This window comes from Micromonospora sp. WMMD735 (assembly GCF_049178995.1).
GTDB classification, from domain to species: Bacteria; Actinomycetota; Actinomycetes; order Mycobacteriales; family Micromonosporaceae; genus Micromonospora; species Micromonospora wenchangensis.
Genome location: NZ_JBMHMJ010000002.1, coordinates 1,313,547 through 1,333,682 on the forward strand (window position 1 = coordinate 1,313,547; position 20,136 = coordinate 1,333,682).

21 protein-coding genes are annotated in these 20,136 nt (G+C 73.8%); 8 read left to right on the forward strand and 13 right to left on the reverse strand.

Annotation, left to right across the window (positions count from 1 at the left end; genetic code table 11):
- Nucleotides 1-3: 3 nt before the first annotated feature.
- Both ACN268_RS05695 and ACN268_RS05700 read right to left on the reverse strand, forming a co-directional pair.
- Nucleotides 4-588, reverse strand: coding sequence for a maleylpyruvate isomerase N-terminal domain-containing protein (locus ACN268_RS05695; protein ID WP_421482085.1), 585 nt, complete (start codon nucleotides 586-588; stop codon nucleotides 4-6).
- 52 nt (nucleotides 589-640) lie between these two features.
- Entirely contained in the window at nucleotides 641-1,537 is an 897-nt protein-coding gene (locus tag ACN268_RS05700; protein ID WP_421482086.1) for an NAD(P)H-binding protein, read from the reverse strand.
- A gap of 87 nt (nucleotides 1,538-1,624) precedes the next feature.
- Here ACN268_RS05700 and ACN268_RS05705 point away from each other — a divergent pair, with 87 nt between their 5' ends.
- Complete coding sequence (locus ACN268_RS05705) at nucleotides 1,625-2,353, forward strand: TetR/AcrR family transcriptional regulator (RefSeq protein WP_421482087.1); 729 nt, start codon at nucleotides 1,625-1,627, stop codon at nucleotides 2,351-2,353.
- 82 nt (nucleotides 2,354-2,435) lie between these two features.
- Here ACN268_RS05705 and ACN268_RS05710 read toward each other — a convergent pair whose 3' ends face one another.
- Nucleotides 2,436-3,140: a hypothetical protein gene (locus ACN268_RS05710; RefSeq protein ID WP_421482088.1), complete on the reverse strand. Its 705-nt coding sequence runs from the start codon at nucleotides 3,138-3,140 to the stop codon at nucleotides 2,436-2,438.
- Between the two features lie 144 nt (nucleotides 3,141-3,284).
- On the opposite strand from ACN268_RS05710, the gene ACN268_RS05715 reads away from it, so the two are divergent.
- Nucleotides 3,285-4,190, forward strand: a complete 906-nt coding sequence (locus ACN268_RS05715; RefSeq protein ID WP_421482089.1) for an alpha/beta fold hydrolase — start codon at nucleotides 3,285-3,287, stop codon at nucleotides 4,188-4,190.
- 384 nt (nucleotides 4,191-4,574) lie between these two features.
- On the opposite strand, the gene ACN268_RS05720 is transcribed toward ACN268_RS05715, so the two are convergent.
- From ACN268_RS05720 to ACN268_RS05740, 5 genes are all read right to left on the reverse strand, one after another.
- Nucleotides 4,575-8,234, reverse strand: coding sequence for a hypothetical protein (locus tag ACN268_RS05720; protein WP_421482090.1), 3,660 nt, complete (start codon nucleotides 8,232-8,234; stop codon nucleotides 4,575-4,577).
- 105 nt (nucleotides 8,235-8,339) lie between these two features.
- Nucleotides 8,340-8,717: a hypothetical protein gene (locus tag ACN268_RS05725; RefSeq protein ID WP_421482091.1), complete on the reverse strand. Its 378-nt coding sequence runs from the start codon at nucleotides 8,715-8,717 to the stop codon at nucleotides 8,340-8,342.
- A 92-nt stretch (nucleotides 8,718-8,809) separates the two neighbouring features.
- On the reverse strand, nucleotides 8,810-9,121 hold the full coding sequence (locus tag ACN268_RS05730; protein ID WP_421482092.1) for a hypothetical protein: 312 nt from the start codon (nucleotides 9,119-9,121) through the stop codon (nucleotides 8,810-8,812).
- Nucleotides 9,094-9,324, reverse strand: coding sequence for a hypothetical protein (locus tag ACN268_RS05735; protein WP_421482093.1), 231 nt, complete (start codon nucleotides 9,322-9,324; stop codon nucleotides 9,094-9,096). The genes ACN268_RS05730 and ACN268_RS05735 overlap by 28 nt, the downstream gene beginning before the upstream one ends.
- 294 nt (nucleotides 9,325-9,618) lie before the next feature.
- Complete coding sequence (locus ACN268_RS05740; protein WP_421482094.1) at nucleotides 9,619-10,308, reverse strand: TetR/AcrR family transcriptional regulator; 690 nt, start codon at nucleotides 10,306-10,308, stop codon at nucleotides 9,619-9,621.
- A 48-nt stretch (nucleotides 10,309-10,356) separates the two neighbouring features.
- Here ACN268_RS05740 and ACN268_RS05745 point away from each other — a divergent pair, with 48 nt between their 5' ends.
- The 5 genes from ACN268_RS05745 to ACN268_RS05765 all read left to right on the forward strand — a co-directional run bounded on the left by ACN268_RS05745 (nucleotide 10,357) and on the right by ACN268_RS05765 (nucleotide 13,902).
- Nucleotides 10,357-11,469 (forward strand): FAD-dependent oxidoreductase, encoded by a 1,113-nt coding sequence (locus ACN268_RS05745; protein ID WP_421482095.1) that lies wholly within the window; start codon nucleotides 10,357-10,359, stop codon nucleotides 11,467-11,469.
- 55 nt (nucleotides 11,470-11,524) lie between these two features.
- Entirely contained in the window at nucleotides 11,525-11,602 is a 78-nt protein-coding gene (locus tag ACN268_RS05750; RefSeq protein ID WP_421486818.1) for a hypothetical protein, read from the forward strand.
- Between the two features lie 117 nt (nucleotides 11,603-11,719).
- On the forward strand, nucleotides 11,720-12,142 hold the full coding sequence (locus tag ACN268_RS05755; protein WP_421482096.1) for an Hsp20/alpha crystallin family protein: 423 nt from the start codon (nucleotides 11,720-11,722) through the stop codon (nucleotides 12,140-12,142).
- 127 nt (nucleotides 12,143-12,269) lie between these two features.
- Nucleotides 12,270-13,268 carry a tyrosine-type recombinase/integrase gene (locus ACN268_RS05760; protein ID WP_421482097.1) on the forward strand — a complete coding sequence of 333 codons (999 nt, stop codon included), beginning with the start codon at nucleotides 12,270-12,272 and terminating at the stop codon, nucleotides 13,266-13,268.
- A gap of 46 nt (nucleotides 13,269-13,314) precedes the next feature.
- Nucleotides 13,315-13,902: a TetR/AcrR family transcriptional regulator gene (locus tag ACN268_RS05765; protein WP_421482099.1), complete on the forward strand. Its 588-nt coding sequence runs from the start codon at nucleotides 13,315-13,317 to the stop codon at nucleotides 13,900-13,902.
- Here ACN268_RS05765 and ACN268_RS05770 read toward each other — a convergent pair.
- Nucleotides 13,895-15,601: an acyl-CoA dehydrogenase family protein gene (locus ACN268_RS05770; protein ID WP_421482100.1), complete on the reverse strand. Its 1,707-nt coding sequence runs from the start codon at nucleotides 15,599-15,601 to the stop codon at nucleotides 13,895-13,897. The two genes, ACN268_RS05765 and ACN268_RS05770, sit on opposite strands and share 8 nt — an antisense overlap.
- 111 nt (nucleotides 15,602-15,712) lie before the next feature.
- Between ACN268_RS05770 and ACN268_RS05775 the strand changes: the two genes are divergently transcribed.
- Entirely contained in the window at nucleotides 15,713-16,171 is a 459-nt protein-coding gene (locus tag ACN268_RS05775) for a hypothetical protein (RefSeq protein WP_421482101.1), read from the forward strand.
- A 31-nt stretch (nucleotides 16,172-16,202) separates the two neighbouring features.
- On the opposite strand, the gene ACN268_RS05780 is transcribed toward ACN268_RS05775, so the two are convergent.
- Genes ACN268_RS05780 through ACN268_RS05795 form a run of 4 tightly spaced genes read right to left on the reverse strand, consistent with a single transcriptional unit; the run spans nucleotide 16,203 to nucleotide 19,972 of the window.
- Nucleotides 16,203-16,919 (reverse strand): thymidine kinase, encoded by a 717-nt coding sequence (locus ACN268_RS05780; protein ID WP_421482102.1) that lies wholly within the window; start codon nucleotides 16,917-16,919, stop codon nucleotides 16,203-16,205.
- 45 nt (nucleotides 16,920-16,964) lie between these two features.
- Nucleotides 16,965-18,359: an MFS transporter gene (locus ACN268_RS05785; protein WP_421482103.1), complete on the reverse strand. Its 1,395-nt coding sequence runs from the start codon at nucleotides 18,357-18,359 to the stop codon at nucleotides 16,965-16,967.
- Nucleotides 18,360-18,374: 15 nt separating this feature from the next.
- Nucleotides 18,375-19,142, reverse strand: a complete 768-nt coding sequence (locus ACN268_RS05790; protein WP_421482104.1) for a glycerophosphodiester phosphodiesterase — start codon at nucleotides 19,140-19,142, stop codon at nucleotides 18,375-18,377.
- 53 nt (nucleotides 19,143-19,195) lie between these two features.
- On the reverse strand, nucleotides 19,196-19,972 hold the full coding sequence (locus tag ACN268_RS05795; RefSeq protein WP_421482106.1) for a lysophospholipid acyltransferase family protein: 777 nt from the start codon (nucleotides 19,970-19,972) through the stop codon (nucleotides 19,196-19,198).
- Nucleotides 19,973-20,136: the final 164 nt, after the last annotated feature.

Below are 20,136 nucleotides of genomic sequence, written 5' to 3' on the forward strand. Positions count from 1 at the left end.
GGGTCAGTCGACGGCGGCCCGCCAGGTCCACGCGGTGCGCCGGGGCCGCTCACCCAGGGTGGCCCGCCCGGTCATCCACAGCAGCACGTCGGCCGGATCACCGGCGGGCGCGTCGGGGAACAGCCGCCCCAGCACCGCCGCGCTGGGTGCCGTCGGCGGCCGCCACGTCACCCCGAGCCCCCGGGTGATGTCGTACGTGTGCAGCAGCGTCTCGGCGATGCCCATGGCGGCGAAGCCGGCCGGGTCGCAGGGACCCCAGTGCCAGGCGCGGGTGCGTGCGGGGACGGTGTCGAGCGCGGCGGCGAGCAGCCCTGCGCAGGCGGCCACCACGACCAGCACCTGGGCGGGGGTGGCGTCGGGGCGTACCCGCAGGTCGAGCGGGAGGTACCCGGTGTCGGGCCGACCGGTGAGCTGGGTGGCGTAGCCGAGCAGGTCGTAGGCGACGTGCGCGGCGGTCGTCCAGCACGACCATTCCAGGTCCCCGGCGGGGGCGCTCCAGTCCCGGTCGGTGTGCGGGCCGAGCGTACGGGTCAGTTCGTCGACGGCGTCCCGGACCCCGCGACCGGCCAGTCGTTCCTCGGTGGGCATGCGACCGATCCTCGCACCGCCGGGTCCCGCGCGCCGGGCCGTGTGGCGCGGCTCAGGCCCGACGTACCGGCTGCGGACCGGTGGGGGACGCGGCGGCGACGAGGGTTTCCAGCACCCGCCGGGCGGGTGTCGGACGCCGACCGAGGAGAGCCTCCAGCGTCGGGTCGGTGACGGCGAACTCGCCCCGCCGGGCGGCCCGGTACATGCCGAGGGTGAAGTCGGCGGCGGCTGCGGGCATGCCCCGGGCGACGGCGGCGGCCCGCCACTCGTCGTCGTCGAGGACGAGCCGGGTGACGGTGCGCCCGGTGAGGTCGGTGAGGATGCCGGCGACGTCCGCCAGGTCGAGGGCCTGCCCGGCGGTCAACGCGGGGGTGACGCCGTCGAGCACGCCCTGGCCGGTCAGCGCGATGGCGGCGGCCTCCGCCAGGTCGTCGTGCGCGGTCCAGGACACCGGCCCGTCAGCCGGCGCGACCAGGCGGCCGGTGGTCAGGGCGTCGCCGATGGCGAACCCGAGGGCGCCGGCGTAGAAGCCGTTGCGCAGGGCGGTGAACGGCACCCCGGTCGCGGCGAGATGCTCCTCGGTGGCGGCGTGGGTGACCTGGGCGGGGAAAAGCGAGTCGCGGGAGGCGGCCTGGTGGCTGGTGTACAGGATGCGGGCGGCTCCCGCGGCGCGGGCGGCGTCGACGGCGGCCCGGTTCGCGGTGACCGCGTCGCCGCCCCGGATGGCGGCGGACACGATCAGCACCCGGTCGGCCCCGGCGAAGGCGCGCTCCAGCGTGGCGGGGTCGGTGAAGTCCCCCCGACGGACCCGTACGCCTCGTTCGGCCAGGTGGATGGCCTTGTCGGTGTCGCGCACGCTCACCCCGACGGCGGTGGCGGGCACCCGGGCCAGCAGTTGGTCGACGATCCGGGAGCCGAGCTGCCCGGTGGCACCGGTGATGACGTACACGAGGGGACCCCTTCGACGAACCAGCGTTACGGCGCAGACGTTAACATCGATACTTCGCTGCTAACAAGGTGCTGTTATCGTTGATTCGTGACCGTGACGCCCGACACCCCGCCCCGCGACGACGTGCGATCCGACATCGTCACGGCAGCCGCCCGCCTGCTGCGCGAGCACGGGGCGCACGCGGTGACCACCCGCGCCGTCGCCCAGGCCGCAGGCGTGCAGGCACCCACCATCTACCGGCTGTTCGGGGACAAGAACGGCCTCGTCGACGCCGTCGCCGAACACGTGCTGGCCAGCTACGTCGCCACCAAGACGATGGCCACGGACACCGCGCCGCAGGATCCGGTGGCCGACCTGCGTGCCGGGTGGCGTACGCACGTGGAGTTCGGCCTGGCCAACCCCGAGTTGTTCCGGCTGCTCGGCACGCGCGGGCCCGGCGACCCGTCCCCGGCGTCGGTGGCGGGCCTGACGGTGCTGCGCTCGCGGGTGCGCCGGCTCGCCGCCGCCGGCCGGCTGCGGGTCGACGAGCAGCGGGCCACCATGATGATCCACGCCGCCGGCACCGGCGTCATCCTCACCCTGCTGGGGACCCCCGCGTCGCAACGCGACCCCGGACTGGGCGACGCCGTGTTCGACGCCGTCCTCGGCGGCATCCTCACCGCCGCCCCGGTGACCCCCGACCCGACCCTGCGCACGGTCGCGGTGACCCTCGCGGCGTTGACGCCGGACCTGCCCGGCCTCACCGACGCCGAACGCGCGCTGTTGACCGAGTGGCTCAACCGGTCACTGGCCCGGCTACGCCACCCGCAGCCCTAGCCGGCCCGGACCCGACGTCACCGTCCCCCACCCCGCCTGGCCACGACGCGATCCTCAGCCCACCGCCTCACGCAGCCAGCGCTCAGCGGAACCGGTCGACGGTGACGGGGACCAGCCCCTGGAGTTGCACCTGCGTCGTCAGGGCGCGCAGGAGCACACCGACCGCCTCGTCACGGTCGCCCGTCAGGTCACACGTCACGTCCAGTCCCCACGCGGCGCCCGCGGCGATGCGGCGCAGTTCCCAGCGGAAGGCGTCCCGGCCGACCTGACGGCACACCGTGCCCAGGACGCGTACCCCGGTATCCGCGAGATCGCCGGTGAGCGGCATCTGCCACGCTCCGCCGAGCGCCGTGAGCCCACCCGGGGCCAGCCCGCCGGCGAACAGGATCCGGTAGGTGCGCGTCTCGCGGAACCCCGGTGTGGCCTCGGGCCGATGCAGCGACAGGGGCGGTGACGGCGGCGCGGAAGGCGCACCGAAGCACGTCCGCAGCGCGGCCTCGTCCGGCAGGGCGGCACCGCAGAGCTCCCGGTAGAGCGTCGCCGCCCCGTCCCGGCTGACGGGCGTCAGCCGGGCCCGCAGCGCGGGATCGACGCGCAGCCGCCGGCTGGTGGCCGACGCGTCGTGCCACCGGTGCTCCGAGCGGCTCCAGCCGCCACCCACCAACCCGATGCAGGAGTGGTCCGCCGCGAGGAGGAACTCCTCGGCCAGCAACCCCTCCGGCTCGCCGGCACCGTCGTGGACCACGTAGTAGTGCAGAGCCGCGTGGTAGCGCAGGGCCGTCGCCATCCGTCGATTCTCGGGCCGGCGGGTCGACGACCGCAGCCGGCTCGCCGTAGGCGCCGTCCTGCCCCTCTATTATCTCACGGGCGCGTTTCTTCACTACAAAGGGTAGTGGCATACGTGTGAACTGGTGACCGCTACCGTGCCGCCATGCTTACTGGCGAGGAGAAGTTCGTTCGCGGGGCCGTCCGGTTGTGGACCGAGCGTTTCGGGCACCCGGACGACCCCACCGTCCTGTTGGTCATGGGCACGTCCACCCAGGGCGTCGGCTGGCCCGACGAACTGGTCGAAGCCCTGGTGGACAGCGGCCGGCAGGTGATCCGTTTCGATCACCGTGACACCGGCCGGTCCGACTCCGTCGATTTCGCGACGCACCCCTACGCGCTCGCCGACCTGGCCTCGGACGCGGTCACCGTCCTGGACGCGTACGGTGTCGCCGCCGCGCACATCGTGGGGACGTCGCTGGGTGCGGCGATCGGGCAGTGGCTCGCCGTGCACCGGGCGGCCCGGGTCCGCACGCTGACGGCCATGGCCTCCTCCCCGATGGGGAACAACCCCGGACCGGCGTGGGCGCGGGCGCTGGCGGGTCAACCGGCCGCGGAGGGTGAACTCCCACCTCCGACGGCACGGTTCCTCGACCACCTGATGGGCGCGGCGAGGGCACCCCGCGCGACGGCGCAGCAGCGGGTGGACGCCGACGTGCAGACCTGGCGGGTGCTCAACGGTGACGTGCTGCCCTTCGACGAGCCGGCCGCGCGGCGGTTCGTCGAACACTGTCACGACCGGGCCGGCAACCTCGCCGCCGCGGCGAACCACGATCTGGCCGGTCGGCGTTGGGACGACGACCGGCGGGCGTCGCTGTCCGGCATCACGGCCGCGACGTTGGTCCTGCACGGCAGCGACGACCCGCTGTTCCCGCCGGCCCACGGCGAGGCACTCGCGGCGCAGATCCCCACGGCGCAACTGGAGATCGTGCCCGGGATGGGCCACCACCCGTTCTTCGCCCCCGGACTCACCGAGCGGATCGCCGGCTCGATCATCCGCCACACGACCTGAACCACGTCACCCCGCACCCGGGCGGATGGTCCGTGGCCCGGGTGCGGGGTGACGGCGGGCTGTTGGTCCGGCGGGGCGGCGACGGCCCGCCCCGGTGGTCACCCCAACCCGTGCTGGCGAATTAACGAATAACCGGTAATGACAAACCGTTAATTAGGGCGGTCAAAACGGGCATAACGGTGGAGCACCATAATGTCTGTTCTGTTGCAACCCTTCCATCCGCCTGAGATCGCTACGCGTCGGCCGTCTGCACCGATGACCTGCGGGCCCGGGAGGCAACTCGGTGAACCTGATGACGGGTTCCGCCCTGCTCGGCTGCATCCCACCTACCGCAGCCGGCGGCAACACCTCCTGGCAGCCCGGTCCGGAGGTGACAACGGCAGGTCACCGGGTGGGAAGGACGAAGGTCTCGCGTTCCTGGGCGGTGAGGGTCCGGGTGGCCAAGGTGTCCGCCTTGGCGCGCACCTCGGTGATCGGTCCGCAGACGTCGCATCGCCAGATCCGGACGGTGCTGTCGCCGTGCGCGGTGGCGAGTCGACCGTCGGGGAGGAACCTGACCTGTTCGACCGAGGCACCGTGGCCGCGCATGGTGACCAACTCCCGGCCGGTTGCGGTTTGCCAGACCCGTACGCCGTCGTTGTCCTGGCCGCTGCTGGCGAGTAGCCGGCCGTCCGGACTGAAATCGACGCTCCAGACGACATCGCGGTGACCCTGCAGGGGGAGACCGGTGGTCCGTGGCCGTCGCTGGACCAGATCCGCACGGCGCCGTCCTGCGCTGACGGCCAGACGCCTGCCGTCCGGGCTGAACGTGACGGCCCAGACCGGGCGGCCGGACGGTTGGTCCTGCACCACCGTCGGGGTCCCGGTACCGTCGGCGGACCAGATCCGGACTGTGCCGTCGGTGCTCGCGCTGGCCACGCGCTGTCCATCCGGGCTGAATGCGATCGCACGGACGCCGCCCTCGTGGCCACGCAGCACCAGTGGTGCGCCGCCGGCCAGCGACCAGACGCGTACACTTCCGTCTCTGCCGGCGCTGGCCAGGCGCTGCCCGTCGGGGCTGAAGCTGACGCCGAACACGGGTCCCGTGTGGCCGCGCAGCACCACCCGCTCCTCGCCGGTCTGCGCGTTCCAGACGCGGACGGTCTGATCCAGTCCGCCACTCGCCACCCAGCGGCCGTCCGCGCTGACCGCCACCACCAGGACCTCGTCCTGATTGCCCCGCAGAACCAACGGGTCGGCGCGCCACGGGTCTCGCCAGACGCGCACCGTGGCGTCCACCCCGCCGCTGGCCATCAGCCGCCCGTCGGCGCTGCCGGCGACGGTCCACACCTCCCCGTGATGACCGCGCAGCACGAGCGGGCTCCCGGCGACGCCGGGATCCCAGAACCGGATCGTGCCATCGGTGCTCGCGCTGGCCAGCCGCCGCCCGTCCGGGCTGAACGCGACACTCCACACCGCTCCGTCATGCCCGCGCAACACCACCGGGTCCTGCTCGCCGGTCGTGTTCCACACCCGGATGGTGTTGCTGCCGCTGTGGCTGCTGGCCACCCGGCGGCCGTCCGGGCTGAACGCCACAGACTCGACGTAGGAGTCGTTGCCATGAAGGACCACCGGCATCGCCGGGCCCGAGGTCGGCCAGATGCGCACCGTGCCGTCGCTGCCTGCGCTGGCCAGCCGGCTTCCGTCCGGACTGAACTCCACATCCTTGACCGTCCACTCATGGCCGGTGAGCACCCTCGGCGCGCCCCGGCCGGTCGCATCCCAGATGTGGATCGTCCCAGTGCCGCCGGCGGCGACCTGCTTGCCGTCCGGACTGAAGGCGACGCCGAGCGCGGGACTCCCGGCCGTCAGCACCACCGGATGTCGCCGGCCCGCGGAGTCCCAGATTCGGACGGTGCGATCGTCGCTGCCGCTGGCGACCCACCGGCCGTCCGGACTGAACGCGACCGCGTGCACGACGCCACCGTGCCCACGCAGCACCACCGGGGCGCCGCCGGCCAGATTCCACACAGTGACGAGGCCGTCATCCCCGCCTGCCACGAGCGACCGCCCGTCCCGGCTGAAGGCGAGACCGTTGAGTGCCGCGTCGCCACGCCGCAGGACTCGTGGGGCAGCTTGCAGTCCCTCCGGCTCGGCGCGCTGCCACAGGCGGACCGTGCCGTCGTCGCCGGCGCTGGCGACCGTGCGGCCGTCCGGGCTGTACGCCACCTCAAGCACCTGGCCTTGGCCGGCGGCCACGGTGGCCCGCCCCCGCGAATAGGCCACCGCCTGCCGCAGGACCGACTGCGCCTCCCCGGTGGGCTCGGTGTCGTACGCCTCGACGGCGAGCAACAGTGCGACCTCCTGATCGACCTGCAACTGGGCGCGGGCCTGAGCCACCAGCTGGCTGGAGCGGGCAAGGTCACGCTGCTCGTTCGCCCGACGCGCCTGGACCCCGGCGATGGCGGCCAGCACGCTCATCACCACCACAGCGACGGTCAGACCGGTCAGCGCGAGCCGGACGCGGCGGCGCCGGGTGGTCATCTCGTGGGCCTGCCGATCGCGGCTGGCCGTCAGGAAGGCGCGTTCCAGGACGTTGAGAGGCTGAAGGCTGCGTCCGTCCCAGGCGGCCAGCGGCGCGCCGCGGTAGAGCGCGCCGCTGTCGCGGTCATGGGACAGCCAGATCTGGCTCGCCTCGGTGAGCTGGCGGCGCAGGTGAAGCTCGTCCCGGTTGTCGTGCAGCCAGTCGTCCAGCCGGGGCCAGGCCCTGATCAGCGCCTCGTGCGCGATCTCGACGGTGTCGACACCGAGGACCAGCAGGCGCGCGTCGGCCAGTTTCGTGAGCACCGCACCCACCCCGGGCCGGTCCAACTCGTCACGTCGTACCCGGCGCCGGGTATCCGGCACACCCTCGCCCAGCGCGACCAACCGGGTCAGCACGTGCTGGGCCGTTTCCCGATCGCGCGCGTTCAGACCCTGGTACACCGACTCCGCCGTCTGGGCGATCGCACCGCTCATCCCGCCCGCGGCCTCGTACCCGGCCAGTGTCAGGACCTCGCCGCGGCGTTGCCGCCAGGTCTCCAGCAAGGCGTGCGAGACCAGCGGCAAGGCTCCCGGTTGTGCCTCGGCATCGGCCACGATCTTGGTCAGGAGGGCCCGTTCGACGGTCAGACCGGCGCGCCGGGCCGGCTCGGTGACCACCTCGCGCAGCTCGTCCGGGGCCAGCGGGCCTACGGGGACGTTGGCCCCGGCGAGCAGCTGGGCCAGTGGCGCGGACTCCGCGCAGCGGGCGTAGAAATCGGCGCGGACCCCGATCACCACCCGCATCCGCGGCGCGGTGTCCTCCGCCGCGTCCGCGTCGACGACCGAGGCCGTCAGCACGGTGATGAAGGCGGCTTGTTCGAGCGGGTCGCGGCACAGCGTGAACAGCTCTTCGAACTGATCCACCACCAGCAGCACCGAGGTGGTGGCCGGCACCTGCTCCAACGCCTTGCGTAACGCCTTGGTCGGCTCGGCACCCGGGGTGATCAGTACGACGTGTCCGCCGCCGCGGGCCGGGTCACCGCACCGGATGGCGGGGATCAGACCGGCCCGCAACAGCGAGGACTTACCGCTACCAGAAGCGCCGAACACCGCGACGAACCGGTGCTCCTCCAGCATCTGCACCAACTGCGCCAGGATCCGCCGCCGCCCGAAGAAGCGGTCCCCGTCCTGCACGCCGTAACCGACCAGTCCGAGATAGGGCGGCCGCCCGTCCGCTGCCGGGGACTGCCGCCGTGCGCCGTGGCCCTGCGACGCCGCCCACTCGGCCGACGCCTGCCGCCACCGCCGCTCCCAGACGGACGGGTCGCCACCACACGCCCGGACGAACGCCAACGTCACCGGCAAGCTCGGCAGACGCCGGCCCCCGGCGGCGTTGGCCAGGGCGGTGACCGAGTAGCCGGCCTCGGAAGCAAGCTCCCGATATCCCGGGTTCCCCGCACGTCGACGCAGGTCACGAAGCTCGGTGGCCAGCATCTGCACCGGACCGGCAGCAGGATCCATCGAACGTTCCGGACGCGGCATCGCCCTCACATCCACCGACTTCAACTAATCACGTGGGATCAGCATCACGTGAGAAGAGGCCGAAGCCGTCGGTGAAGTCGGATTCACGCCAGCAGGGCATCCAGGTCAGCCGTTGGCGAAGTACAGCGTCAGTCCGGGGCAGGGCCGGTTACACCACGCGTAGGCGGTGTAGTCGGAGTAGACCTTGGTCCGCCAGACGTTCGCGTTGCCCCAGATTGGGGGATCATTGACGACGACCTTGCCGTTGTTCACATCCGTGACGATCAACAGCCAGGACTGGTCTGCCGGGGCACCGGTCGAGGCGACGTGAAACAGGTTCGATCCGGCGAGATCCAGCGTCTGGGTGATGCAGTCGCGGTCGACGCCGTCGTATTTCACCTGGCAGGTTTTCTGATTGAGGGCCAGTGCTGGATCGGCCACCGTCATCGCTGCGGCCGTCACGGCGAGCGTCATGACCGCCGCGAGACTGGGTCTGGTTCGCATCCTGTTCTCCTCCATCGAAGGGTGCCTGCGCTCCAGAGATAGGGCAGGCCGGAGTTGTTCACCAGTCCCGTCCCGCGGTTGACAAACCCGGGTCAGCAGTTGGCCCGAGGGAGGTCGTCGAGGATGCCGGCCGGCGTCCGTCCGAGCAGTTCACGTAGGTGGTCGGTCGACACGTCCAGGGTGCCGGCACGGGCCAATCCGTGCAGCCAGCCCATCGGGCCGGTCACCACGCCGGTTCGGGCCTCGACGCCGAGCGCGGCGGCCACCTGTTGGTACGTCCACGGCGGGCCGTTGAGGGTGTAGGTCCGCCCCCGGGTGTCGGGGCGCAGCAGGGCGGCCGCTGCGGCATCGGCTAGGTCGGCCCGGGTGGCGGTGGTCAGGTTCCGGCCCCCGGTCGCGTGCACCAACGCCGCCCCGGATGTGGCGTCCCGGAGCGCCGCGTCGACGAACGGCTCGCGGTGTAGAACGGGTTCCGCAGCACCGTGTGGACCGGGCCCGCTGCGGCGAGCGCCTCCTCGGTGGCCCGGTGGGCGTCGAAGAGGCCGGCGATCGGATGGAAACTGGTGTAGACCACATCGGTGACCCCGGCCCGCTCTGCCGCCGCCACGACGCGCGGTGCTGTTCGGTGCGACAGGCGGGATCGAGTTCGGGGGACGAGACGAACAGCAGTCGCGTGACCCCGGCGAACGCCTCGACCAGCGTGTCGGGGATGTCGTAGTCGCCGTGGCGTACGGCAACCGCCAGAGGGCGGGCGCGGCGGGGATCGCGGACGACGGCCACGACCCGCTCACGCAGCCGAGTGACGGCGCGGCGGCCGAGGGCGCCGGTGGCCGCGACGACGGCGAACAGTTCGTGGGACATGGGCACACCGTCACCGACGGCCTCGTCGACGACAACCGGGTTATCCGGGCAGTCGGGTGGCCACGGCGTCGAGGACCCAGTCCAGGCCGGCGGTGAAGGACGTCTCGGCGTCCACCTCGGTGCCGTCGTGCACCGCCCGGGCCAGTGCCGGGTAGCGGCCGGTGGCCAGGATCCTCGTCACGTGCGGGCCGTGGGCGCGCTGCCAGTCGCGTTTGGACAGGCCCGTGGCGCGTTCCGCCCGCAGGTTGGCGACCTCCCGCCGGAGCGCGCCGGTGACGTAGGCGCCGACGGTCTCCACGGCACGCAGGACGGTGTCGGTGTCGGCGAGCCCGTCGAGGGCGGCCAGCTGGGTCTCGGTCACGGCGAGGCCGTTGGGTCCCAGGGTGGGGCGGCCGCCGAGCAGGTCGGCCAGCCACTCGTGCCGCAGCACGGTACGCCGGGTGCGGTGGGCGACGACCCGCAGCGTCTCCCGCCAGTCGGCGGTCGGTTCGTCGGGAAGGATCTCGGCGTGGACGGCGTCCACCATCAGGTCGAGCAGCTCGTCCTTGGTGGCGAGGTGGCCGTACAGCCGCATCGGGCCGGCGTCCAGGCGAGCGGCGACCTTGCGCAGCGACACCGCCGTCAGGCCGCCCTCGTCGGCCAGCGCGACGGCGGCGACGACGATCCGCTCCCGGTCGAGCGGCACCGGGGGAGGCGGCGGTTCCGGCCGGTCCCACACGGTCACGGTCACCTCCGGCTGCTGGCGACGACACGTTCACGACCGATACAGTGTATCGCCATGAGACAGCGTATCGCGGTGGTGGGTGCCGGGCCCGGTGGCCTCACCTTCGCCCGGGTCCTGCACCGCCTCGGCCATCCCGTCGCCGTCCTGGAACGCGATCACGGGCCCGACTCCCGTCCCCCCGGAGGCACCCTCGACCTGCACGAGGGGCTCGGCCAACTGGCGCTGGACAAGGCGGGGCTGACGGCACGGTTCCGCGAGCTGTCCCGTCCCGAGGGGCAGGCCATGCGCATCCTCGACCCGGCGGGAACCGTGCTGCGGGACTGGCGACCCCGACCGGACGAGCGGGCCAATCCGGAGATCGACCGTGGGCAACTGCGTGGCCTGCTGCTCGACTCGCTCGACGTGCGGTGGGGCCAGAAGGTGACCCAGGTGGTGCCCACCGACGGCGCGCTCGTGCACCTCGCCGACGGCCGGCAGGAGACGTTCGACCTCGTGGTCGGCGCGGACGGCGCGTGGTCGCGGGTGCGGCCCGCGGTGTCGCCGGCGACCCCGTACTACACCGGCGTCACCGCGGTCGAGACCTCCCTCGACGACGTCGACACCCGCCACCCCGACCTGGCCGAGCTGATCGGCGACGGCGCGCTCGCCGTGTACGGGGTGAACCGCGCGATCGTCGCCCAACGCAACAGCGGCGGCCACGTCACGGTGTACGCGCAGCTCCGCGCGCCGCTGGACTGGCACGCGGGGCTGGACCTGGCCGATGTGGAGGCGACGCGGTCGGCTCTGCTCGCCCTGTTCGACGGGTGGGCGCAACCGGTGCGTGACCTGCTCGGGCGGGGCACCGCGTTCGTCCACCGTCCGATCCACGTCCTTCCCGTGTCCCACACGTGGGCCCACGTGCGTGGGGTGACGCTGCTGGGCGACGCCGCGCACCTGATGCCGCCGTTGGGGGCGGGGGCGAACCTGGCGATGCTCGACGGCGCCGAGCTCGCGGAGTCCGTCGCCGCCGACCCGGACGATCTGGACGGGGTCGTGCGGGTCTGGGAGGAACGGATGTGGGCGCGGGCCGGCAGGTGGGCGGCGATCACCACGGCCGGTCTGGAACGCCTGGTCGGCCCGGACCCGGCCACCGCACTCGCCCTGTTCGACGAGGTCCAGCCCTCCTGACCGCCCCGGCTCCCGGGACCGGTCGGAGAACGTCTGCCGGCGCGGCACCGACCACGTGACGGTCCGCCGGCACCTGGTCGACGGGGCCCTGCTGCGCCGTGACCAGCGGGTCTACCGGCGTACCGGGCCGTGACCGACGACGGGGTTGACGGGCGCGCCGGGACGAGGTAAATACTGAAGTACGAGTTGAGTCGACCCGGCTCAACTTCACCGGAAACCTTCGGCCCGAGGAAACCGAGGAGGCACGACCATGCTGATGCGTACCGACCCCTTCCGTGAGATCGACCGGCTCGCCGAGCAGCTCTTCGGCACCACCAGCCGCCCCGCGGTGATGCACCTGGACGCCTGGCGCGACGGCGACCACTTCCACGCCGCGTTCGACCTGCCCGGGGTGGACCCCGACAGCATCGACTGCACGGTGGAGCGCAACGTGCTGACCGTCCGCGCGCAGCGCCGCCGTCCCACCTCCGACGGCGTCGAACTGGTCGCCGCCGAACGGCCGATGGGCACCTTCTCCCGGCAGCTGTTCCTCGGCGACACCCTCGACACCGACCGGCTGGAGGCCGCCTACGAGCACGGGGTGCTGACGCTGCGCATCCCGATCGCCGAGCGGGCCAAGCCGCGTCGGGTCCCGGTCACTGCCGGTAACGGACACCGGCAGATCACCGCCTGACCACCACGCCCACGGTGGGGGCCGCACCGGCCCCCACCGGGCCCGACGTCGTCGCGCCCGGGCGTCGGGCAATCCGCTCGGGCGCGCCTCACCGTGATTACCGACCGGGGCTGAGAGTCTTTCTCGCATGCTGCGTCCCGACGGCCCCGTCCTGCCCCGCACCGCGACCCGCCCGGCGCTGACCGGCACACCCGTCGACTTCACCGAGGCGTGGCTGCGTAACCGTCGACTGTCGGCGCACACCCGCGACGCGTACCGGCGCGACATCGCCGGCTGGCTCACCTGGTGTGCCGGCGGTGACCTGGACCCGCTGCGGGCCACCTTCCTCGACGTCAACGCCTACGCCCGGCAGTTGGAGGCCACCCCGGCGGCGCGCAGCGGCCGGCCGCTGACCCCGGCCACCGTCGCCCGGAAACTGTCCGCCCTGTCCAGCTGGTACGAGTTCCTGGTGAAGCTGCGGGCGGTGGACGCCAACCCGGTCTCCGGGGCCGACCGCCCGCGCATCGACCGGGACCACTCGGCCACCGTCGGCCTCACCCCGCAGGAGGTCGACGCGTTGCTGGCCGCCGCCGACGCCGACACCGGACCGACGGCGGCCCGCAACCGGGCCGCCGTCGCCCTGCTGGCCGACCTCGGCCTGCGGGTCGGTGAACTGGTCTCCCTCGACCTGGCCGACCTCGGCGCCGAACGGGGGCACCGCAGCGTCCGGTTCGTCGGCAAGGGCGGCAAGTCCCGCCGCCGGGCGCTCACCCCGGGCACCGCGTACGCCCTCGACGCCTACCTGACCGAGCGGGCGGCGACGGCCGGGGTGGCCGTCGAGGCGTTGACCGGCCCGCTGCTGGCCACCACCACCGGCGGTCGACTCGACCGGCACTCGGTGTTCCGGCTGGTGCGCCGGCTGGCCGCCACGGCGGGTATCGCCGCGGCGGCGAAGCTGTCCCCACACTCGCTGCGGCACGCCTTCGCCACCACCGCCCGTGAGGAGGGGGTGCCGTTGGAGGACGTCCAGGACGCGATGGGGCACGCCGACCCGCGGACCACCCGCCGCTACGACCGGGACCGGCACAACCTCGACCGGGACCCGGCGTACGTCATCTGGGCAGCGCGGGCCCGGCGGCGCGGCTGAGGAAAACCGGTTGACGGAGTAAGCGCTCACTCCCGAGTGTGGTGCCATGACGGCACCCGGGGGACGCCGACGACGCGCGCCGGCCATGGCCGCCGACCGCCGCCGCGCCATGATCGTGCAGACCGCGCTGCCCCTGCTGACCCGCCGGGGCACCACCCTGACCACGGCCGAGGTGGCGCGGGCCGCCGGGATCGGCGAGGCGACCGTGTTCCGCGCCTTCGCCGACAAGCAGGCGCTGCTCGACGCCTGCGTGGCCGAGGCCCTGCGCCCCGACCCGCTGCTCGACCGGTTGGCCCGCATCGACCGACGCCAGCCCCTGGCCGGTCGGCTCACCGAGGCCGCCGGGGCGGTCCACGCCCACCTGGCCCGGCTGGGCGCGGTGCTCGGTGCCCTGCACGCCACCGGTCGGGCCCGCCCCGACCCGCCACCGGCCGGCACGGCGGCGACGGCGGTCCGCTCGGCGGTGGCCGCCCTGTTCACCCCCGACGTCGACCGGCTACGGCTGCCGCCCGACCAGCTCGCCGACCTGTTCCTCGGTCTGTTGTCCCCGCCGGGCCCGCTGGCCACCACGACGCCGTCCACCACCGACCTGGTCGACCTGTTCCTGCACGGCGCGCTGACCCGGGTCAGGTGAGCAGGTCGAGGTGGTGGTGGGCGTCGGCGCAGATGTCCTCGTGCCGCAGCCACCGCCGCGCCCACAACCGGGCGGCCACCTCGGCCTGCCCGTCACCCCACGCGGCGTGCTCCACCAGCAGCGCCGCCGCCAGCGCGTACGCCATCCGCAGGGCCAGGGCACGCGCGCCGGCCAGGACCGTCGCCGACGCCGGGTCGGCGGTGACCTCACCGAGGGTGGCCCGCAGTTCCGCGGCCACCGCGGCGAGGGTGTCGGCCAGGACCGGGGACAGCGGACGGGCCACGTCGGCGGCGGCGGTGAGCCGCGCCAGCAGCGGACCGGCCGCGTCCTCCCGGGTGACCGCGCGCAGCACGTCCACCGCCAGCACGTTGGTGGTGCCCTCCCAGATCGGCAGGACCTGCGCGTCCCGCAGCAGCCTCGGCACGCCGGTGTCCTCGACGTAGCCGGCCCCACCGAACGCCTCCACGTACTCGGCGGCGGACGACACCGCCAGCCGTCCGGTGGCCAGCTTCGCCAGCGGCGCGACCACCCGCAGCTCCGCGGCGGCCTGCGGGTCGCCGCCGACCTCGACCCGGCCGAGCAACGCGAACGCGTGCCCGGCCAGGGCGAACGCGCCCGCCGCGTCGACCGCCAACGCGCCGAGGGTGGCCCGGTGCAGCGGATTGTCGGCCAGCAGCCCACCGGCCACCCGCCGGGCACGCGCGTACGCCAGCGCATAGGACAGGCCCCGACGCATTCCCGACGCGGCGGCCGACGCGTTGTGCACCCGGGTCACCACCACCAGGGTCATCGCCCGCACCAGCCCCGGCACCGCCGGATCACCCAACGGCAGCGCGTACGCGTCCCGCAACCCGATCTCGGCGGTCGGCAACGCCCGGGTGCCCAGCTTGTCCTTGAGCCGCCGCACCACCACCCCGGGGGCCGGGCCGTCCGGGGCGGCGGTGGCACCGGCCAGCGGCGAGTCGGCCGCGTAGCGGGGCACCAGGAACGGGGTGAGGACCCGGCTGCCCCGCCCGGCGCCCTCCGGCCGGGCCAACGCCACCGCCATCGCCGCGTCGGCGGCCGAGCAGAACCACTTCTCCCCGCTCAACCGCCACGACCCGTCGGCGGCGGGCCGGCCGAGGGTGCCGGTGCCGGACAGGTCGGAGCCGCCCTGCGACTCGGTCATCCACTGCCCGCTGACGATCGCCGTGTCCGGGTCGGTCGCGACCAGCCTGGGCAGCCACGCGTCGCGCACCTGTGCGTCGACGTCGGGGGTGCTCAGCAGCGCGGCGGCACCGTCGGCCATCGCCACCGGGCAGGAGAACGTCGCCGACTCCGGCCCGTACAGGTGCAGCAGGGCGTGCTGGACGACGCGAGCGGCGGCCCCCCACGTGCCGCGCGCCGAATCCAGGTAGGGCAGGGCGACCACGGCGTGGCGGGCGGCGGCGGCCCGCTGCGCCTGCCAGCCGGCGCTGGTGTCGATCCGGTCGACGCGGGCGCCCCACGGGTCGTAGCGGACCAGCGTCGGCGGGTGGGCCTCGGCGTCGGCGTGCGCGGCGCGCAGCGGCCCGGCGACGTCGGCGGCCAGCGCGGTCAGCCGGTCCCGGGCAGCGGTGTGCCCGTCCGCGCCGAGCTGCCGGGTCAGCCACGACCGCAGCAGCCGGTCACCGGCGTACGGGTCGTCGATGTCCGGCACCGGCTGCACGTAGCGGCTCATCCGTCGCTCCTTCACCAGGGGTGTGCGCCGACCGTAGACGATCGCCCCGGCGGTGCGACAGGGGGCGAACCGCCTGCGCCGCCCCGACCCGCCCGCCTACCGTCGCAGGTGATGAGCGTGCAGCAGGCGTGGACCCGACCGGCGCGGCGGCGTCGCCCGGTGCGCACCGGCCTGTTCCTGGGGGGTCTGGCCGTCGGCCTGTGCCTGGTCGGGGTGGCCGGGCTGGGGCTGTGGAACGTGCAGGTGGTGGCGGGCGCCACCGGCCCGGTGCGGGAGACCGCCGACGGGTTCCTGCGGGAACTGTCCGCCGGTGAGGTGGAGCAGGCGTACCGGCGGTTGTGCGCGCCGACGCGCGGCCGGTGGAGCGAGGTCGGGTTCGCCGGTTGGGTCCGCACCCCGCCGGTGGTCACCGGCTACGAGATCCTCGACGTGTCGGTCCGCACCAGGGGGGGCCGGCCGGCGGGGGAGGTGGCGGTGCGGGTCACCCGCGACGGCGGGGCCGACGAGCAGCGGCGGCTGCCGGTGGTGAAGGAGGACGGGAAGTGGCGGATCTGCGGCGACCCGTACTGACCACGGCGACCCGTACTGACCGCCGGCCGGGTCAGGCGCGCGGGCCCAGGTCGCCGGAGCGGTAGTGCCGCCGGCACAGCACCTGGTAGCGCACGTCGGCGGTGTCGACGGTGTCCCCGATGACGACCTGCGCGCCCTCACGGACCACCCGCCCGTCGACGACGCGGGCGTTGAGCAGCCCCTCCCGCCCGCACCAGCACAGCACCTCCACCTGGATGCGGGCCACCTCGTCGGCCAGTTCGAACAGCCGCCGGGCGGCCGGGAACAGGCACGACCGGAAGTCGGTGGCGAGACCGAAGGCGTACACGTCGACGTCGTAGCCGTCGACCAGTTCGGCCATCTGCTCGACGTGCGCCACGTCGTAGAACGACGCCTCGTCGCAGATCAGGTAGTCGATGCGGACCCCCTCGGCCCAGGTGTCCCGGACCAGGGCCCGCAGGTCCAGCTCGTCGGTCACCTCCACCGCCGTGTGGGCCAACCCGATGCGGGTGGTCACCCGCGGCCCCAGCGAGCGGTCGATGCGGGTGGTGACCAGGCCCCGCCGCCCCTGCCGGGCGTGGTTGTAGTTCATCTGCAACGCCATCGTCGACTTGCCGCAGTCCATCGGACCCCAGAAGAACTTCAACGCGGCGGCGTGCAACGGGCGGCCGTCGACGCCCCGGGCGGCGGCGCAGCCGGTCCCCCCGTCGTGCGGGCCGGGCAGGGGACGGGCCAGGCAGGTGGGGGTGGCAGCGGCGTCGTCGGTCACGTCGGGGCAGCCTAGCCCATCGGTGCGGGTGGATCGGGCCGATGGTCAGAGCACCCGGGGCGGGGTGTTGCCGGCGGCGACGATGGCCCGGCGGATCGGCACCGCGGCCAGCAGCGCGAACCCGACCACGAAGAAGATCAGCAGGGAGACCAGACCCACCCGGTAGGAGGAGGTGAGCTGGAAGACCAGGCCGAACGCCAGCGGGCCGAGCCAACTGGTGCCCTTGTCGCTGATCTCGTAGAACCCGTAGTACTCGCCCTCCTTGCCGGCGGGGATGAGCTGGCTGAACAGCGACCGGCTCAACGCCTGGCTGCCGCCGAGGACCAGACCGATCGCCCCACCGAGGATCATGAACGGCAGCGGGGCCCCGGCGGGCAACCGGAACGCCCCGATGATCACCCCGGTCCACAGCACCAGCGACAGCAGCACCGTCTTCCACGCACCGATGCGCCGGGCCAGCGCCCCCAACGCCAACGCCCCGCCGAAGGCGAGGAACTGCACCAGCAGGATCGTCACGATCAGCGTGCTCTGCCCCAGCCGCAGCTCCTCGGTGCCGTACTGGCTGGCCAGGGTGATCACCGTCTGGATACCGTCGTTGTAGACCAGGAACGCCAGCAGGAAGAACAGCGTCAACGGGTACGCCTTGATCTCCCGCAGGGTCCGCCCGAGCTGCCGGAACCCGTCGGTGACCACGTTACGGCCCGCCCCGCGCAACGCCTCGGCGGTGGGGTGCTCCCGCAGCCACCGCAGCGGCACCAGGGTGAACACCGCCCACCACACCCCGGCCGACACGATCGACCAGCGGGCCAGGTCCAGGGTGCGCTGCGGGTTGTCGTCCTCGCTGAGCAGGGTCACCGCCACCAGGTTCAACGCCAGCAGCAGACCACCACCGAGGTAGCCGATGGCCCAGCCGCGACTGGACACCGCGTCGCGTTCGTCCGGGCCGGCCAACTGCGGCAGGAACGAGTTGTACACCACCACCGCCGCGCCGAAGGCGATGTTGGCGACCAGGAACAACGCCCCACCGAGCAGGTACCGCTCGCCGGTGACCAGCGCCATCGCGATGGTCGCCCCGGCACCGGTGAACGCCGCCCCCGCCAGCAGCCGCTTCTTGTGCACCGTCCGGTCGGCGATCGCCCCCACCACCGGCAGCACGAACACGGTCAACAGCACCGACAGCGAGATCAGGTACGGGTAGTAGGAGCCGGCGGCGACCCGGATGCCCAGCGGGTGCACGTACCCGTCGCAGGTGTCCGCGCCGAGTTCGCAGCCGGCGGCCAGTTCGGTGACGGTGGTGAGGAACGGGCCGAGGAACACCGTGATCACGGTGGTCTGGAAGGCCGAGTTGGCCCAGTCGTACAGGTACCAGCCACGCCGCTCCCGGCGCAGGCCCGCCGGGGTGCCGGTGGCGGTGGGGGTGGTGGCGACCGGGTCGGCCATCGCGGTCCTCGGGGCTCAGGCGGCCCAGAGGCCGCGGCTGCGGTAGACGTCGCGCAGCACGCCGACGTGATCGGTCATGATGCCATCCACACCACGATCCAGTAAGTCGTGCATCCGGGCAGGTTCGTCGATCGTCCAGACGTGCACCTGCACCCCCAGCCGGCGGCAGTAGGCCAGGAACCGACGGTCGACCACCGGCACCCCGGCGTAGCGGGGCGGCACCTGCGCGGCCACCACCGACGGCGGCAACCGCACCGGCCGGCCGTGCCGCGACGCCAGCCACAGCCGGGCCACCCCCCGCGCGCCCAGGCCGGTGGCGACCCGGCCGCCGGTGGCCGCGCGCAGCCGCGCCAACCGGGCGTCACTGAACGACGCCAGCAGCACCCGGTCGGCCGCGCCGGCCCGGGTGACCGCTCCGACCGCCGGGGTGACGCCGGTGTCGGCCTTCACGTCGATGTTGAACCGGATCTGCGGCCAGGCGGCCAGCACCTCGTCGAGCCGGGGCACGACCGCCGCGCCGCCGACCCGCACCGTCGCCAGGTCGGCCCAGCGCAGGTCGGCGATGCGGCCCCGCTGCCCGGTGACCCGACGCAGGGTGGCGTCGTGGAAGACCACGCACACCCCATCGGCGGTGGCGTGCACGTCGGTCTCCACGTACCGGTAGCCCAGCTCGACGGCCCGGGTGAACGCGGCGACGGTGTTCTCGTCGCCGTCGGCGGCGCCACCGCGGTGCGCGAAGGCCAGCGGGGTGGGGGCATCCAGGTAGCCGGCTCGGGTCGACACGCAGCGCAGTATGCCCGCCCCCGCTGGCCGGCGGGCGGCCGACCGGCGGCGGGTCAGGCCGACGTGGGGCGGCGGTGGACCCGGCTGGTGTCGACGGGACGCCCCGGGTCGACGTGGCGGGGCCGGTCCGGTTCGTCGGGCCGCAGCGGCACCAGGGTGGCGGTGATCGCGTCGATGATCCGGTCGGTGCCCCGGCGGGCCGCGCCGGGCGCGTCGGGGGAGAGGTCGGCGAGGTGCAGCGGCACGCCGAAGCGGACCCGGATGACCGGGCGGCGCACCAGCGCCCGGCCCAGCGCGCGCAGCATCCCCCGGGGTGCCCGGTAGGGCAGCACCTCGTGCGACCCCCACTGGGCCACGGGCACCACCGGGGCGTCGCAGGCCATGGCGAGGCGGGCCGTGCCGGTCTTGCCGCGTTCGGGCCACATGCCGGGGTCCAGGCCGATGCGTCCCTCCGGGTAGACCAGCACCACCGACCCGGCGGTGACCGCCGCGGCGGCGTCGTCGAGTGCCCGGCGTACGCCGGTGGTGCCCCGGTCGACGCGCAGGTGCCCGGCGTGGCGCATCAGCGCGCCGAGGCCCGGGGTGCGGAACAGCCCACCGGTGGCCATGAAGCGGGGCGACACGCCCCGGGCCCGGCAGGCCGCGCCGAGCACGATGGGGTCGAAGGGGCTGATGTGGTTGGCGGCCAGGATCAGCGGCCCCCGGCGCAGGTGCTCGGGGACGTCCCCGCTGACCTCCAGTCGGGCGCACAGGGCGACGACCAGCCGGGCGAGCAGTTGGGCGGCACGCCAGAACCGTGGTGGCTGCCAGCCGGGGCGCGGGGTGTCCATCAGTCGCCGATGGTCGCACGGGCGTGGGGGAGGACCGGAGCCGGGTCGTGCGGCCCGTGGTGATCAGGGTCATTGGTCCCGGGTCGGGTCGGGACCCCCGACCCTGCCCGACGACCTACGACGCGCGGTAGTATCTACTACGTCTCGTAGTATCAATGGCAGGG